The organism is Bacillus sp. FSL R5-0593, from assembly GCF_038603755.1.
In the GTDB taxonomy this organism is placed as follows: domain Bacteria; phylum Bacillota; class Bacilli; order Bacillales; family Bacillaceae; genus Bacillus; species Bacillus velezensis.
Window position 1 is genome coordinate 1,627,672 of the sequence record NZ_CP152011.1, and the last position, 14,515, is coordinate 1,642,186.

Here is a 14,515-nt window from a genome sequence, read left to right on the forward strand (position 1 = left end):
CAACCTTTTTGGCCCTCGACAAATAAAACGGTTATCCCTTAAAAATTGTACTTTACCCTCAACATTAATTGACAGACTTTCCCACAGAGCTTGCTTTATACTTATGAAACAAGAGAGAGAAACAGATAAGTAAGACAAAAGAGGAAAGGGGTCAGATGTGAAAATCTATCTGGATGTCATTTGGCTGTTGAACTTTTGTTTTGATTCTCTTTTGCTTTTATTGACCGCCTTTATTTTAAAACGCCAGGTAAAAAAAAGAAGAGTGGCCGCCGGCGGTTTCATCGGGTCAGCCATTGTGCTTCTGATGTTTACGCCTGTTTCTCCCTTTGTGGAGCATCCGGCGGGAAAAATGGCGTTTTCAGTAGTCATCGTGCTTGCGGCTTTTGGCTTTAAACGGTTCCGATACTTTTTTCAAAATTTGTTCGCCTTTTATTTCGCGACTTTTCTCGTCGGCGGGGGAATGATCGGCGTACATTCCCTGCTGCAGACAGAATCAATTGTGCAGCAAGGCGTAATGGTCACAAGCCAGACCGGATTCGGCGACCCGATCAGCTGGATGTTTGTAGTTATCGGATTTCCGGCCATATGGTTTTTTTCGAAAAAGAGAATTGAAGACATCGAGACGAAGTCCATTCAGTACGATGAACTTGTCATGGTGCAGGCGGAATTCAGCGGACAGACAATCCGCGCGAAAGGATTGGTGGATTCCGGGAATCAGCTGTATGATCCGCTGACGAAAACGCCGGTCATGATCCTTCACATTGACAAATTCGCTCCGATTCTCAGCGAAAAGGAAACGGCCCTCATCAAATCCGCCAGTCCGCTTGAAGTGATAGAGCAGCTTGATGATTCGTTCCGCCATGCGGATAAGCTGAGGCTGATTCCGTACAGGGGCGTCGGCCAGGACAATCAATTTTTACTCTGTTTAAAGCCGGATTACGTCACGATTTTAACAAAAGACGAAATGATCGCTTGTGAAAAATGCCTGATCGGCATCAGCACGAAACCATTATCCGCGGACGGTGAATTTGACGGAATCGTTCATCCGAAGATGCTGACAGGGAAGGCTGTAAAACATGTTTCCTGACGAAAAGTCTGTTATTCATCATACTCAAAACGCGTTGTATTTAGAAGGGGGAGGAAGATGAAAAAACTTAAGCTGCGTCTGACATATTTGTGGTATAAATGGCTGATGAAACTCGGACTGAAAAGCGATGAAGTGTATTACATAGGAGGAAGCGAGGCGCTGCCGCCGCCTTTGTCTAAAGAAGAGGAGCAGGTGCTCTTATTAAAGCTGCCGAGCGGGGATCAGGCGGCGCGGGCCATTCTGATTGAGAGAAACTTACGTCTTGTCGTTTACATTGCCCGCAAATTCGAAAATACCGGCATCAATATCGAGGACTTAATCAGCATCGGCACCATCGGTTTGATCAAAGCGGTAAACACTTTTAATCCGGAAAAGAAAATCAAACTCGCCACCTACGCGTCGCGATGTATCGAAAACGAAATTTTAATGTACTTGCGCCGAAACAATAAAATCCGTTCAGAGGTGTCCTTTGATGAACCGCTGAACATTGATTGGGACGGAAACGAACTGCTGCTTTCGGATGTGCTCGGCACAGATGATGATATTATTACAAAAGACATTGAAGCCAATGTGGATAAAAAACTTTTGAAAAAAGCGCTTGAGCAATTAAACGAAAGAGAAAAGCAGATTATGGAACTGCGTTTCGGGCTTGTCGGAGAAGAAGAAAAAACACAAAAAGATGTAGCCGACATGATGGGGATTTCACAATCTTATATCTCCCGGCTCGAAAAGCGGATTATCAAAAGACTGAGAAAAGAGTTTAACAAAATGGTGTAAATTTTTTTCCATCTGACAGCCCTTACTGCTGCAAGGATTGCCGCAGCCGGATGTTTATTTCTGTAAAATGGCGGTGCATATTTTTCCCACCCGAGGAGATACTTAACGTTGTACAGCAGCTCCTAGTGGGAGGGAAAAACGTGTCAAGAAATAAAGTCGAAATTTGCGGGGTGGATACCTCCAAATTACCGGTGCTCAAGAATGAAGAGATGAGAAAGCTGTTTAGGCAATTACAGGATGAGGGCGATGATTCAGCGAGGGAAAAGCTTGTAAACGGCAATCTGCGCCTTGTCTTAAGCGTCATTCAGAGGTTTAACAACAGAGGAGAGTATGTTGATGACTTATTTCAGGTCGGCTGCATCGGACTAATGAAATCCATTGATAATTTTGACCTAAGCCATAATGTTAAGTTTTCAACATACGCTGTACCGATGATCATCGGAGAAATCCGCAGATATTTGCGGGATAACAATCCGATCCGCGTCTCGAGGTCGCTTCGCGATATCGCATATAAAGCGCTTCAAGTAAGAGAGCGGTTAATCAGTGAGACAAGCAGGGAGCCGACAGCAGAGGAAATCGCCAAAGTTCTTGAAGTGCCCCATGAAGAAATTGTGTTTGCCCTTGACGCCATCCAGGATCCGGTTTCACTGTTTGAGCCGATTTATAATGACGGCGGCGATCCGATTTACGTGATGGACCAGATCAGCGATGAGCGCAATAAGGATACACAATGGATTGAGGAGCTGGCTCTGAAAGAAGGCATGAGAAGACTGAACGAACGGGAAAAAATGATTTTGCGAAAGCGCTTTTTCCAAGGGAAAACCCAAATGGAAGTCGCTGAAGAAATCGGCATATCCCAAGCTCAGGTCTCAAGGCTTGAAAAGGCAGCCATTAAACAAATGAATAAGAATATCCATCAATAACGGAAAAAGCCTTTAAACCTTGTTTAAAGGCTTTTTTCATGCGATGGTTTACGTTTGCAAAAAAGTGATGTATTCTAATGTGTAAAAGTTTTTGGAAAATTTAAATAAAGTAAACGGGGGAAACTGCAATGATTTTACAGCTGGACAGTGTGTCATTAAAAAGAAACGGGAAATGGATTTTGAAAGATATCAACTGGCGCGTCGAGAAAAACGAAAATTGGGTGCTGTACGGATTAAACGGAGCCGGAAAAACGGCTTTGCTGAATATGTTATGCTCTTATTACTTCCCCACTTCAGGAGAGATGCAGGTGCTCGGCCATCAATTCGGCAAAACAGAGCTCGGTGACAGGCTCAGGAGGAAAATCGGCCTTGTTTCAGCAGGTCTTCAGCACAAATTATATGCCGCGGACTCCGCTTTTGAAATCGCCCTCAGCGGCGCGTACGCTTCAATCGGGCTGTACGAAACTCCAAGTGAGCAGGTAAGGGAAAAAGCGATCGGTCTTCTGAAGGATTTGGGCGCCATCGGTTACGCCGACAGACGGTATGAAACGTTATCACAAGGGGAAAGACAAAGAGCGCTGATTGCGCGGGCGCTTATGGCTGATCCGGAACTGCTGATTTTGGACGAACCCGTGACGGGTCTTGATTTTATGGCAAGGGAGCAGCTGCTGGACACGATTACGTCGATCGCCGAAAAAGAAAATGCGCCGTCCATCCTTTATGTCACCCATCACGCTGAAGAAATTCTGCCGGTATTTGATCAGGCGCTGCTTTTAAAACAGGGCGAGGTGTTCGCCTCCGGGAAAATCAGGGATATGCTTTCTGACGAGCGGCTTACAGCGTTTTTCGATACGCCTGTCAATGTCTTATGGAACAATGGCCGCCCGTTTTTAACACGTGCAAAAGAGGCATCATCCGTAAAATAACATAAATTCACCCTGGGGGTGCTGCCATGCGGCTGAGAGAGACGTTGTCTCAACCCTTAACGGACCTGATCCGGATCATGCCGGCGGAGGGAAGCGGTGAAAAAAGCGGAGGAAGATCCGTTTTTCACCCGTTTCATTTCATGAATGAAACGGGTTTTTTGATACAGCCAAAGGGGAGATTTCCAATGCATCAGATTGATATGCTGTTACACCAGGCGGAAAAACGGCGGAATGACTTCATACATATTGCTGAAAGGTTGATAGCCTTTCCGACTCCGGCCCCGCCAGCAAGAAATACGGCAGAAGCCCAAAAGTGGGTGGCCGGCTTTTTAAAAGAAACGGGCTTCTCGGTCGATATGTGGGATGTGTATCCGGAAGATCCGAATGTAGTCGGTGTTTTAAAAGGGACAGATTCAAGCAGGCATCAAAGCCTGATTTTAAACGGACACATTGATGTGGCAGAAGCCGGGGGCGAAGACTGGCACTCTGACCCGTTTCAGCCGATCGTAAAAGACGGCATGCTGATCGGAAGGGGCGCCGCTGATATGAAAGGGGGTTTGGCGTGTGTTCTTTTCTCTCTGAAGCTGATCCATGATGCCGGCATTGAGCTTCCGGGCGACCTCATTGTACAGTCTGTAATCGGAGAAGAAGTCGGTGAGGCGGGGACGCTGGAATGCTGCAACCGCGGCTATCACGCGGATTTTGCGGTTGTTGCGGATACGAGCAGCCTGCATATTCAAGGGCAGGGCGGTGTCATCACCGGCTGGATAGAATTGAAAAGCAAACAAACATTTCATGACGGCATGAGGCGCAATATGATTCATGCGGGCGGAGGCACATTCGGAGCGAGCGCCATCGAAAAAATGGCAAAAATCATCACTGCCTTGGGAGAGCTGGAGCGCCACTGGGCGGTAACGAAAAGCTATCCCGGCTTTGCGCCCGGCACCAATACGATCAACCCCGCCGTCATTGAAGGCGGAAGACACGCAGCGTTTGTCGCCGATGAATGCCGGTTATGGATCACCGTCCACTTTTATCCGAACGAAACGCACGAACAAGCAGCCGCAGAAATCGAAGACTATATTAATCGTGTCGCTGACAGTGATCTGTGGCTCAAAGAAAACAGGCCGGTGTTCAAATGGGGCGGATCTTCGATGATTGAAGACAGAGGAGAGGTGTTCCCGGCGCTGGAAATCGACCCGGATCATCCGGCAGTTTCTGTCTTGGCTGCATCACACTCAGCCGTCAGAAAACAGGAGCCCGTCATTGATGTTTCCCAAACCGTAACTGACGGAGGGTGGCTTTATCATGCCGGGATTCCGAACGTCATATACGGTCCCGGCGATTTAAAAAACGCCCACTCCGTAAACGAGGAAGTGTCCGTTGATGAGCTTATGGACTATACGAAAATTATGCTGAGATTTATCCTCGGCTGGTGCAGCCGCAAAAAAGATTGCCCGATGTGACAAGGTTCAGCCCGGCCGTTCATATAATAGGAAAAAGAACGGGCAAAGGGCGTGATACGGATGATCAGCATATCTGAATTTCAAATAAAAGATGTGGTAAACGTGTCGAACGGAAAAAAACTCGGAAGCATCGGTGATATTGATATTAACGTGACAACGGGAAAAATTCAGGCGATTATTTTAGGCGGCAGCGGAAAAGTTCTCGGTTTTTTCGGAAAAGAAGAGGAAATGATCATTCCTTGGCGAAATATAGTTAAAATTGGGGAAGATGTCATCTTAGTGCGTGTAAACGAACCAAAGGGGGGAGCGTAATCCTCCCTTTACTTGTAAAAAGCCGGAAATCTCAATGTTTCCGGCACATTTATTTATCTCATTTTTCAATCAGCCGCTAAACGTATGCTTAAAATTGTGTTAAAATGAGTGGGAAATTACGCTTTTTTAATGTTTGTCGAAAGGTTGGATCTCCATGAATACATATCACCCGTTTAGTCTTACCACCCCCTCGGCACTCATGATAGAAGACTGGAACTGTGTGAATCAGCTTAACACAAAGGTCATCGCCGGATTCACGACGAAAAACGGCGGGGTCAGCAATCCTCCGTATGAGTCATTAAATACCGGATTGCACGTCCGAGACGAAGCTCATGATGTTGTGACAAACCGTGAAGTCATAGCGTCCTTATGCGGTACTGATCTGGATTCCTGGGTGTTCGCCGACCAGACACATGAAAACCGCGTCCGGCGCGTGACAGCCGGGGATAAAGGAAAAGGGGCGAGAGACTATTCTTCCGCATTCCGCGGGACGGACGGGCTCTACACGAAAGATGCGAATCTTTTTTTGGCCCTTTGTTTTGCGGACTGTGTGCCCTTGTATTTTTATGACCCGGTGAAATCCATTATCGGCGCTGCCCATGCCGGATGGAAGGGGACGGTCAAACAAATCGGACGCATCATGACGGAACGCTGGGTAAACGAAGAAGGCTCCCGTTTAACAGATATTCAGGCTGTCATCGGTCCGTCCATCAGCGCGGGAAGCTATACAGTCGACGACCGCGTCATCAATGAAGTGCGGGCGCTGCCTTTTACGGCTGAATCCGCCATATGCGAAACGGAAAAAGGCCAGTATCAGCTTGATTTAAAAGAGGTCAACCGTCTTCTTCTGATACATTGCGGCATTCCGGAAGAAAACATTTCAGTCAGCGGTTTATGCACCGAACGAGAGCATGAACTATTCTTTTCACACCGCCGCGACAAAGGGAAAACGGGACGCATGATGTCCTTTATCGGAATGAAGGAGGCGTAAGATCTTGCGTGTTGCTGATCAATTACGACATATAAACGAAAGAATAAACGAAGCATGTAACAGATCGGGCCGAAGCCCCGAAGATGTTACCGTCATCGCGGTTACAAAATACGTATCAGCTGAAAGGGCTCAAGAGGCCGTTGATGCCGGTATTACAAGTCTGGGAGAAAACCGGGATGCCGAGCTTATCCATAAGCAGGAAGTCATCAAAGGCAGCCCGGAGTGGCACTTTATCGGCAGTCTTCAGTCCAGAAAGGTGAAGGCCGTCGTTGACCGTGTATCTTATATTCATTCCTTAGACAGACTGTCATTGGCAAAAGAAATTGAAAAACGGGCGCAGCATGCGGTTCGCTGTTTTGTGCAGGTGAATACTTCGCTTGAGCCGTCTAAGCACGGTTTGAAAACAGAGGAGGTCATCCCCTTTATCAGAGAGCTTTCTGAGTTTAGATACATTTCTGTAGAGGGCCTGATGACGATGGCTCCCCTGACAGACGATACAGAAACGATCAGAGCCTGCTTCCGGCAATTGCGTGATCTGAGGGATCAGGTGCAAAAACTGAATCAGACAAACGCACCGTGCCGGGAACTGTCAATGGGCATGTCAAATGATTATGAAATCGCTGTTGAAGAGGGCGCAACTTTTATCAGAATCGGCTCTTCATTAGTCGGAAATGAACCGGGGGGTGTAAACAAATGAGCATGAAAAATAAACTGAAAAACTTTTTCTCAATGGATGAGGAGGAGTACGAGTACGAATACATTGAAACGGAGCAGGATCATCCGGAAGAGCATGAACAGCAGAAAGATAAACAGCCTGCTTACGCTCAGAAGCCGCAGGGCAAGCAGAACGTAGTAAGCTTGCAAAGTGTTCAGAAATCCTCTAAAGTGGTGTTGAGTGAACCGCGTGTATATGCGGAAGCGCAGGAAATCGCCGATCATTTAAAGAACAGGCGGGCGGTTGTCGTCAATCTGCAGCGCATCCAGCATGATCAGGCGAAAAGAATCGTCGACTTTTTAAGCGGTACCGTCTACGCCATCGGCGGCGACATTCAGAGAATCGGTTCAGATATTTTTCTGTGCACGCCTGATAATGTCGACGTTTCCGGCACGATTTCGGAGCTTATAAATGAAGACGAACATCAGAGGTGGTAAAGCAGGATGATTCTTTATCAAATTTTTTCCGTTCTGAGTTATTTAATTTACATCTACTCGTTTGCCCTGATCATCTATATCTTTATGTCATGGGTGCCGAGTACGAGAGAAACGGCGGTCGGACGGTTTCTCGCAGCGATTTGCGAACCGTATTTAGAGCCGTTCAGAAGGATCATTCCGCCCATTGCCATGCTGGATATATCCCCGATTGTAGCGATTATCGTGCTTCGGTTTGCCACGACGGGACTTTGGGGCCTATACCGCATGATCGCAATGTATACTTGAATGCGACAGTTTGATACGGGCTTGGCACCAGCCAAGCCTCTTTACATAGAAAGGAAAGAACATGAGCGATATTTACCAGCACTTCAGACAAGACGAGCGGCCTTTTATTGATCAGGTGCTTGAATGGAAACAGATTGTCCTGGACCAGTATCGGATGAAGCTGACTGATTTCTTAGATCCCAGAGAACAGGTCATTGTAAAAGCCGTTATCGGCGACGCCTGCGGTCTTGCGTTTTTCGGAGGATATGACAGAGCTGAGCGCAAACGCGCGATTTTATACCCTGAATATATGGAACCTGAACAGGATGATTTTGAGCTTCGGGCTTTTGACGTTCAATACGCTGAAAAATTCGTCAGCATTGACCACCGCTCTCTTCTCGGATCATTAATGGGGATCGGCTTAAAGCGGCAGAAATACGGCGATCTGATTTTCTCAGAGGAAGCCGTGCAGCTGATCGTCTCCGGTGAAATCGCCGATTTTGTCAGCACTCAGCTGACCAAGGCGGGCAAAGCGCCGGTAAAGCTTGAGAAAATCGAGCTTTCCGCTCTTCACATTCCCGCTTCAGATGTCGAAATAAGAGATGACACGGTTTCTTCATTGCGTCTCGACGCCGTCTGCGCTTCAATGAGCAGGCAATCCCGGCAGAAAGCGCAGGCGCTTGTGAAAAACGGGCTCGTTAAGGTGAATTGGAAAGCCATTGAAGATCCGTCTTATCAGGTTGCTGAAGGGGACATGCTCTCGATTCGCGGCTTCGGACGATGCAGTTTGGCAAAAGTTGACGGAAAAACGAAAAAAGACAAATGGAAAGTTACATTTGAACGGCAAAAATGAGTCGTTTTTTCAGTTTTTTTCTCCATCTGTGCCGTATTTGTTTTATAATGTGAACTAGATAACCGTACTGAAATGTAAAAATGGAGGTGGCAATATGCCATTAACGCCGAATGATATCCATAACAAAACGTTTACAAAAGGTTTTCGCGGATATGATGAAGATGAAGTAAATGAATTTTTAATGCAGGTCAGAAAAGATTACGAAATCGCACTCCGTAAAAAAACGGAGCTTGAGGCGAAAGTGAACGAGCTGGACGAAAAAATCGGCCACTTTGCCAATATCGAAGAAACGCTGAATAAATCAATTCTCGTAGCCCAGGAAGCCGCAGAAGACGTAAAGCGCAACTCGCAGAAAGAAGCGAAGCTGATCGTCCGTGAAGCAGAAAAAAATGCTGATCGCATCATCAATGAGTCGCTTTCCAAATCAAGAAAAATCGCAATGGAAATTGAAGAGCTGAAAAAACAGTCTAAAGTCTTCAGAACACGTTTCCAAATGCTGATTGAAGCTCAGCTCGATCTGCTGAAGAACGATGATTGGGATCATCTGCTGGAATACGAAGTCGACGCGGTATTTGAGGAAAAAGAATAATTTTCTGATTTTCTTGACATTCTCCGGCCCGTTCGAATATAATACGTTCATAAATTCAGATGAAAAGACGATTGAAAGGGACCGGCATGACTCAAAACAGGCTATAAAGCGACCCGGGGAAGGTGAAAGCCCGGGATGGCCGGAATCATGCAGATCAGCCCTTTAGTTTCCTTTCTGAACCGAGAGTAGGAAAGGACGTTCCATCACGTTACGATGTTCGAGAGGAAAAGACGGATGATCCGTTTTTTCTAAAAGGGTGGTACCGCGAGATAAGCTTTCTCGTCCCTTATGGGATGAGAGGGCTTTTTTTTATTTTCTGAAAAATGTTGTGGAGGAATGAAAATGGATTACAAAGATACGCTGTTAATGCCGAAAACAGATTTTCCGATGCGCGGAAATCTGCCGAATCGTGAGCCGGACATGCAAAAAGACTGGGAGGAGCAGGACATTTACCGTCTTGTTCAAGAACGGACGAAAGACCGCCCGAAATTCGTGCTGCATGACGGACCTCCTTATGCAAACGGAGACATCCACATGGGCCATGCCCTGAACAAAATCCTGAAAGACTTCATCGTCCGCTATAAATCAATGAGCGGCTACAACGCACCGTACGTGCCGGGCTGGGATACGCACGGACTGCCGATTGAAACGGCGCTGACGAAAAACAAAAAAGTAAACCGGAAAGAAATGTCCGTCGCTGATTTCCGCAAACTATGTGAAGAGTACGCTTGGAAGCAAATCGAGGGACAGCGTGAGCAATTCAAACGTCTTGGTGTCCGCGGTGACTGGGAAAACCCATACGTGACATTAAAACCGGAATACGAAGCGCAGCAAATCCGCGTATTTGGTGAAATGGCAAAACGAGGCTACATTTACAAAGGCCTTAAACCGGTTAACTGGTCACCTTCAAGTGAGTCTGCTCTGGCTGAAGCCGAGATCGAATATCAAGACAAACGTTCAGCATCTATTTACGTCGCTTTTGGTGTAAAAGACGGAAAAGGCGTTCTTGAAAACGGCGAGCGCATCATCATTTGGACAACAACGCCTTGGACAATTCCGGCGAACCTCGGAATTTCAGTGCACCCTGATCTTGAGTACAGCGTGATTGCAGTAGGTGAAGACCGCTTTGTCGTAGCAAGTGCCTTAGTCGAAAGTGTTGCATCAGCATGCGGATTTGATCAGTATGAAGTGACAAGAACGGTCAAAGGAAAAGACCTTGAGAACATTATCGCTGAACACCCGCTATATGGCAGAGACTCTCTCGTTATGCTTGGTGAACACGTAACAACTGATGCCGGAACAGGCTGTGTTCATACAGCGCCAGGACATGGGGAAGATGACTTTATCATTGGCCAAAAATACGGTTTAGATGTGCTTTGCCCGGTCGATGAAAAAGGTGTAATGACAAGCGAAGCTCCTGGGTTTGAAGGCATGTTCTATGATGATGCAAACAAAGCGATCACACAGCAGCTCGATGAAAAAGGCGCACTTGTGAAGCTTGAATTCATTACTCACTCTTATCCGCATGATTGGAGAACAAAAAAACCAACCATTTTCAGAGCGACAGCGCAATGGTTTGCGTCTATTAAAGATTTCAGATCAGACCTGCTGGATGCCATTAAAGAAACCAAATGGGTTCCTGAATGGGGTGAGCAGCGTTTGCACAACATGGTTCGGGACCGCGGAGACTGGTGTATTTCCAGACAGCGTGCGTGGGGTGTGCCGATTCCGGTATTTTACGCTGAAAACGGAGAACCGATTATTACAGATGAAACCATTGAACATGTTTCTGAATTGTTCAGACAGCACGGATCAAACATTTGGTTTGAAAAAGAAGCAAAGGATCTTCTTCCGGAAGGCTTTACGCATCCTGGCAGCCCGAACGGCACATTTACAAAAGAACAGGATATCATGGATGTTTGGTTTGATTCAGGCTCTTCACATCAAGCAGTGCTTGAAGAACGTGATGACCTCGTTCGCCCGGCTGATTTATACCTAGAGGGATCTGACCAATATCGCGGCTGGTTTAACTCTTCTCTTTCTACAGCAGTAGCCGTAACAGGAAAAGCGCCGTATAAAGGTGTGCTCAGCCATGGGTTCGCACTGGATGGAGAAGGACGCAAGATGAGTAAATCAATCGGTAACGTTGTTGTTCCGGCTAAAGTCATGAAACAGCTTGGTGCCGACATCTTAAGATTATGGGTATCGTCAGTGGATTATCAGGCGGACGTTCGCGTGTCTGACGCCATTCTGAAGCAGGTCGCGGAAGTATACCGGAAAGTCCGCAACACGTTCCGCTTCCTTCACGGCAACCTGTTCGATTTCAATCCAAGCGTCAATGCCGTGGATGTAAAAGATCTCCGCGAAGTGGATCAATATATGCTGATCAAGCTGAATAAGCTGATCGATAAGGTGAAAAAAGCGTACGATGAATATGAATTTGCGGTTGTTTATCACAGCATTCACAATTTCTGTACGATCGAGCTCAGCTCTTTCTATCTTGATTTTGCAAAAGATGTTGTGTACATCGAGCATGCGGATCATCCGGACCGCCGCAGCATGCAGACCGTCTTCTATGAAACGCTGCTGGCGTTAGTGAAGCTGACGGCGCCGATTCTCCCGCATACGGCGGATGAAATGTGGTCTCACTTATCATTTGTTGAAGAAGCGAGCGTGCAGCTGACAGATATGCCGGAAACCATTGCTGTTCCGGACAGTCAAGCGACAGAAGAAAAGTTCGACCGCTTCATGGAGCTTCGAAACGACGTGCTGAAAGCTTTGGAAACAGCCCGTAACGAAAAAATTATCGGAAGATCATTGGAAGCGAGCCTGACTTTGTATCCGAACAAAGAAAACCGCGACCTCTTGTCATCCATTAAAGAAAATATCGCGCAGCTGTTTATCGTCTCAGAACTGACAGTAAAAGACGAAAGTGAAGCGCCTGAAAACGCGCAAAGCTTCACAACAGGAAAAATGACCGTAGAAAAAGCGGAAGGCCAGATGTGTGAACGTTCCCGCGTAATTTCTAAAGATGTCGGAGCCAATCCGAAATATCCGACATTATCACTGCGCAATGCGGAAATCGTTGAAAAATATTATCAAAAATAATGAATGAGAAAGCGCCCGGTGACAGCCGGGCGCTTTTTTTACATGCCACTAATGTCATCGATTAGAACGACAGGAAAAATCTTATGGGCTTCAAATGGCGCCCTGGGGGCAACAATAAAGCTATAACATCAAGAGCAGGAGTTGTGATGAATGAATGATCAACTGACCGCAATCCACACGGAGCTTCTCATGATGAAAGAAGAACTTCAATCAAGATTATTCGAATATTCTTGCTTTCAAATGTCAGCATCTGTTGAACCTTCAATGAACGACCAAGAAGCAACTCTGATCTATCATATAAAAGAAGAACTTCAGGACGTTCTTCTTGCCCTGTCTAAGTTTGAAAACAATACGTACGGTTATTGTGAAAAAACAGGCGACCCCATTCCGATTGAAAAACTTGCGGTGCTGCCGACGGCCAGAACCGCTGATGATTTCTATTATCCCGCTCAATTTGAAAAGAAAACCCTTCCATATTGGGAACCCGGAGATTATGCATATGATCAGGCGCTGTATGAGTGACAGCGTCTGTTTGCATGCGCTTATGATCTGCCTTTACTCTGGCACCTTTTACTGATAAAATTCATAAAGGATAAAAGTAACTGTATACTGGAGGAACGTGTGTGCTTTATTATCTTATCGCTCTTTTTATTATTATTGCCGACCAATTGACCAAATGGCTTGTCGTCAGCCATATGGAATTGGGACAAAGCATACCTGTCATCGACCAGGTGCTTTATATCACATCTCATCGCAACACGGGAGCGGCGTGGGGGATTTTAGCCGGCCAAATGTGGTTTTTCTACGTCATTACCATCGCCGTGATTATCGGAATCGTTTATTACATACAGCGTTATGCAAAAGGGCAGATGTTACTCGGAAGTTCTCTCGGCTTAATGCTGGGCGGTGCGGCCGGAAACTTTATTGACCGGGCGGCGCGCCAGGAAGTGGTGGATTTTATTCATGTCATCATCGTGGATTATCACTATCCGATTTTTAATATCGCGGACTCCTCACTGTGCGTCGGTGTAATACTTTTATTTATTCATATGCTGTTTGACAGCGGGAAAAAGAAGGAGCAATAACATGAATCAATTTGAGATAACCGTTCAGCCTGAACAAAAGAGCGAACGGATTGATAAATTTTTGGCTTCAACGGGAGAAAACTGGTCACGCACTCAAGTGCAGCAATGGGTAAAAGAGGGACTGGTATCCGTTAACGGCAAATCCGTAAAAGCGAATTATAAAATGCAGCCCGGCGATCAGGTAAACGTCACCATTCCTGAACCGGAAGAATTGGACGTGCTTGCAGAACCGATGGATTTGGACATTTACTATGAGGATCAGGACGTCTTGGTTGTGAACAAACCGCGGGGCATGGTTGTACACCCGGCGCCCGGCCATGTGACAGGGACGCTTGTAAACGGACTGATGGCTCACTGCAACGACCTTTCCGGCATTAACGGCGTCATGCGTCCGGGAATCGTCCACCGGATTGATAAAGATACTTCCGGTCTGTTAATGGTCGCTAAAAACGATATGGCGCATGAATCACTCGTTAATCAGCTCGTCAATAAAACCGTGACCAGAAAGTACACAGCGGTTGTCCACGGGGTGATTTCACATGATGACGGAACGATTGACGCTCCGATCGGGAGAGATAAAAAAGACCGTCAAAGCATGACCGTAACAAGAGAAAGCAGCAAAAACGCCGTCACGCACTTCCACGTGCTTGAGCGTTTTCAAGAGTTCACGCTCGTAGAGTGCCGGCTTGAGACCGGAAGAACGCATCAGATCCGTGTTCATATGAAATATATCGGGTTTCCTTTGGCGGGCGACCCGAAGTACGGACCGAGAAAAACCATTGATTTCAATGGTCAGGCGCTTCATGCCGGAATATTAGGTTTTGATCATCCGCGGACGGGCGAATACATTGAGTTTGAAGCGCCCCTTCCTGAAGATATGAAAAAACTCATTGAAGATTTAAGAAATAGCCATTGACAGCGACTTTCTTTTCTGAAATAATAAAAACAAGCTGAATAGATTCTTTAACACAGTCCAGAGAGG

The 14,515-nt window shown here is 46.5% G+C and carries 16 protein-coding genes, 1 riboswitch and 1 other annotated feature; all 16 genes read left to right on the forward strand.

Features of this window, described 5'->3' with window-relative positions; translation table 11 throughout:
- Positions 1 to 157 precede the first annotated feature (157 nt).
- Complete coding sequence (gene spoIIGA / locus NYE36_RS08175; protein WP_025284698.1) at positions 158 to 1,087, forward strand: sigma-E processing peptidase SpoIIGA; 930 nt, start codon at positions 158 to 160, stop codon at positions 1,085 to 1,087.
- A gap of 57 nt (positions 1,088 to 1,144) precedes the next feature.
- On the forward strand, positions 1,145 to 1,864 hold the full coding sequence (gene sigE / locus NYE36_RS08180) for an RNA polymerase sporulation sigma factor SigE (protein WP_007409714.1): 720 nt from the start codon (positions 1,145 to 1,147) through the stop codon (positions 1,862 to 1,864).
- A 140-nt stretch (positions 1,865 to 2,004) separates the two neighbouring features.
- Entirely contained in the window at positions 2,005 to 2,787 is a 783-nt protein-coding gene (gene sigG, locus NYE36_RS08185; RefSeq protein WP_003154420.1) for an RNA polymerase sporulation sigma factor SigG, read from the forward strand.
- 128 nt (positions 2,788 to 2,915) lie between these two features.
- On the forward strand, positions 2,916 to 3,713 hold the full coding sequence (locus tag NYE36_RS08190) for an ABC transporter ATP-binding protein (RefSeq protein ID WP_033574591.1): 798 nt from the start codon (positions 2,916 to 2,918) through the stop codon (positions 3,711 to 3,713).
- Positions 3,714 to 3,717: 4 nt separating this feature from the next.
- Positions 3,718 to 3,822, forward strand: a riboswitch (TPP riboswitch).
- A gap of 76 nt (positions 3,823 to 3,898) precedes the next feature.
- Positions 3,899 to 5,179 carry an acetylornithine deacetylase gene (locus NYE36_RS08195; RefSeq protein ID WP_094032420.1) on the forward strand — a complete coding sequence of 427 codons (1,281 nt, stop codon included), beginning with the start codon at positions 3,899 to 3,901 and terminating at the stop codon, positions 5,177 to 5,179.
- Between the two features lie 60 nt (positions 5,180 to 5,239).
- Positions 5,240 to 5,491, forward strand: a complete 252-nt coding sequence (locus tag NYE36_RS08200; RefSeq protein WP_003154415.1) for a YlmC/YmxH family sporulation protein — start codon at positions 5,240 to 5,242, stop codon at positions 5,489 to 5,491.
- A gap of 154 nt (positions 5,492 to 5,645) precedes the next feature.
- Complete coding sequence (pgeF, locus tag NYE36_RS08205; protein ID WP_032868803.1) at positions 5,646 to 6,482, forward strand: peptidoglycan editing factor PgeF; 837 nt, start codon at positions 5,646 to 5,648, stop codon at positions 6,480 to 6,482.
- 4 nt (positions 6,483 to 6,486) lie between these two features.
- Positions 6,487 to 7,179 (forward strand): YggS family pyridoxal phosphate-dependent enzyme, encoded by a 693-nt coding sequence (locus NYE36_RS08210; RefSeq protein WP_031378756.1) that lies wholly within the window; start codon positions 6,487 to 6,489, stop codon positions 7,177 to 7,179.
- A complete protein-coding gene (gene sepF, locus NYE36_RS08215) occupies positions 7,176 to 7,634 on the forward strand; it encodes a cell division protein SepF (protein WP_007409719.1) in 459 nt (152 codons plus the stop codon). The genes NYE36_RS08210 and sepF overlap by 4 nt, the downstream gene beginning before the upstream one ends.
- A gap of 6 nt (positions 7,635 to 7,640) precedes the next feature.
- On the forward strand, positions 7,641 to 7,919 hold the full coding sequence (locus NYE36_RS08220; protein ID WP_003154408.1) for a YggT family protein: 279 nt from the start codon (positions 7,641 to 7,643) through the stop codon (positions 7,917 to 7,919).
- A 61-nt stretch (positions 7,920 to 7,980) separates the two neighbouring features.
- Positions 7,981 to 8,751: an RNA-binding protein gene (locus tag NYE36_RS08225; RefSeq protein ID WP_015388260.1), complete on the forward strand. Its 771-nt coding sequence runs from the start codon at positions 7,981 to 7,983 to the stop codon at positions 8,749 to 8,751.
- Positions 8,752 to 8,845: 94 nt separating this feature from the next.
- Positions 8,846 to 9,340: a septum site-determining protein DivIVA gene (divIVA, locus tag NYE36_RS08230; protein WP_003154406.1), complete on the forward strand. Its 495-nt coding sequence runs from the start codon at positions 8,846 to 8,848 to the stop codon at positions 9,338 to 9,340.
- Between the two features lie 61 nt (positions 9,341 to 9,401).
- Positions 9,402 to 9,630, forward strand: a binding site (T-box leader).
- Between the two features lie 52 nt (positions 9,631 to 9,682).
- Positions 9,683 to 12,448 carry an isoleucine--tRNA ligase gene (gene ileS / locus NYE36_RS08235; RefSeq protein ID WP_031378754.1) on the forward strand — a complete coding sequence of 922 codons (2,766 nt, stop codon included), beginning with the start codon at positions 9,683 to 9,685 and terminating at the stop codon, positions 12,446 to 12,448.
- A gap of 150 nt (positions 12,449 to 12,598) precedes the next feature.
- Positions 12,599 to 12,970 (forward strand): TraR/DksA family transcriptional regulator, encoded by a 372-nt coding sequence (locus NYE36_RS08240; protein WP_007409725.1) that lies wholly within the window; start codon positions 12,599 to 12,601, stop codon positions 12,968 to 12,970.
- 101 nt (positions 12,971 to 13,071) lie between these two features.
- A complete protein-coding gene (gene lspA, locus NYE36_RS08245; RefSeq protein ID WP_053573420.1) occupies positions 13,072 to 13,533 on the forward strand; it encodes a signal peptidase II in 462 nt (153 codons plus the stop codon).
- A gap of 1 nt (position 13,534) precedes the next feature.
- Positions 13,535 to 14,449 carry an RluA family pseudouridine synthase gene (locus tag NYE36_RS08250; protein WP_053573421.1) on the forward strand — a complete coding sequence of 305 codons (915 nt, stop codon included), beginning with the start codon at positions 13,535 to 13,537 and terminating at the stop codon, positions 14,447 to 14,449.
- The last annotated feature ends 66 nt before the right edge of the window (positions 14,450 to 14,515 follow it).

Bases quoted from the DNA above. Each gene is read 5' to 3' on its own strand.
- NYE36_RS08250 (WP_053573421.1), top strand. From the start codon at position 13,535: ATGAATCAATTTGAGATAACCGTTCAGCCTGAACAAAAGAGCGAACGG.
- divIVA (WP_003154406.1), top strand. From the start codon at position 8,846: ATGCCATTAACGCCGAATGATATCCATAACAAAACGTTTACAAAAGGT.
- NYE36_RS08225 (WP_015388260.1), top strand. From the start codon at position 7,981: ATGAGCGATATTTACCAGCACTTCAGACAAGACGAGCGGCCTTTTATT.
- sigE (WP_007409714.1), top strand. From the start codon at position 1,145: ATGAAAAAACTTAAGCTGCGTCTGACATATTTGTGGTATAAATGGCTG.
- NYE36_RS08240 (WP_007409725.1), top strand. From the start codon at position 12,599: ATGAATGATCAACTGACCGCAATCCACACGGAGCTTCTCATGATGAAA.
- NYE36_RS08220 (WP_003154408.1), top strand. From the start codon at position 7,641: ATGATTCTTTATCAAATTTTTTCCGTTCTGAGTTATTTAATTTACATC.
- sepF (WP_007409719.1), top strand. From the start codon at position 7,176: ATGAGCATGAAAAATAAACTGAAAAACTTTTTCTCAATGGATGAGGAG.
- NYE36_RS08190 (WP_033574591.1), top strand. From the start codon at position 2,916: ATGATTTTACAGCTGGACAGTGTGTCATTAAAAAGAAACGGGAAATGG.
- pgeF (WP_032868803.1), top strand. From the start codon at position 5,646: ATGAATACATATCACCCGTTTAGTCTTACCACCCCCTCGGCACTCATG.
- NYE36_RS08200 (WP_003154415.1), top strand. From the start codon at position 5,240: ATGATCAGCATATCTGAATTTCAAATAAAAGATGTGGTAAACGTGTCG.
- ileS (WP_031378754.1), top strand. From the start codon at position 9,683: ATGGATTACAAAGATACGCTGTTAATGCCGAAAACAGATTTTCCGATG.
- NYE36_RS08195 (WP_094032420.1), top strand. From the start codon at position 3,899: ATGCATCAGATTGATATGCTGTTACACCAGGCGGAAAAACGGCGGAAT.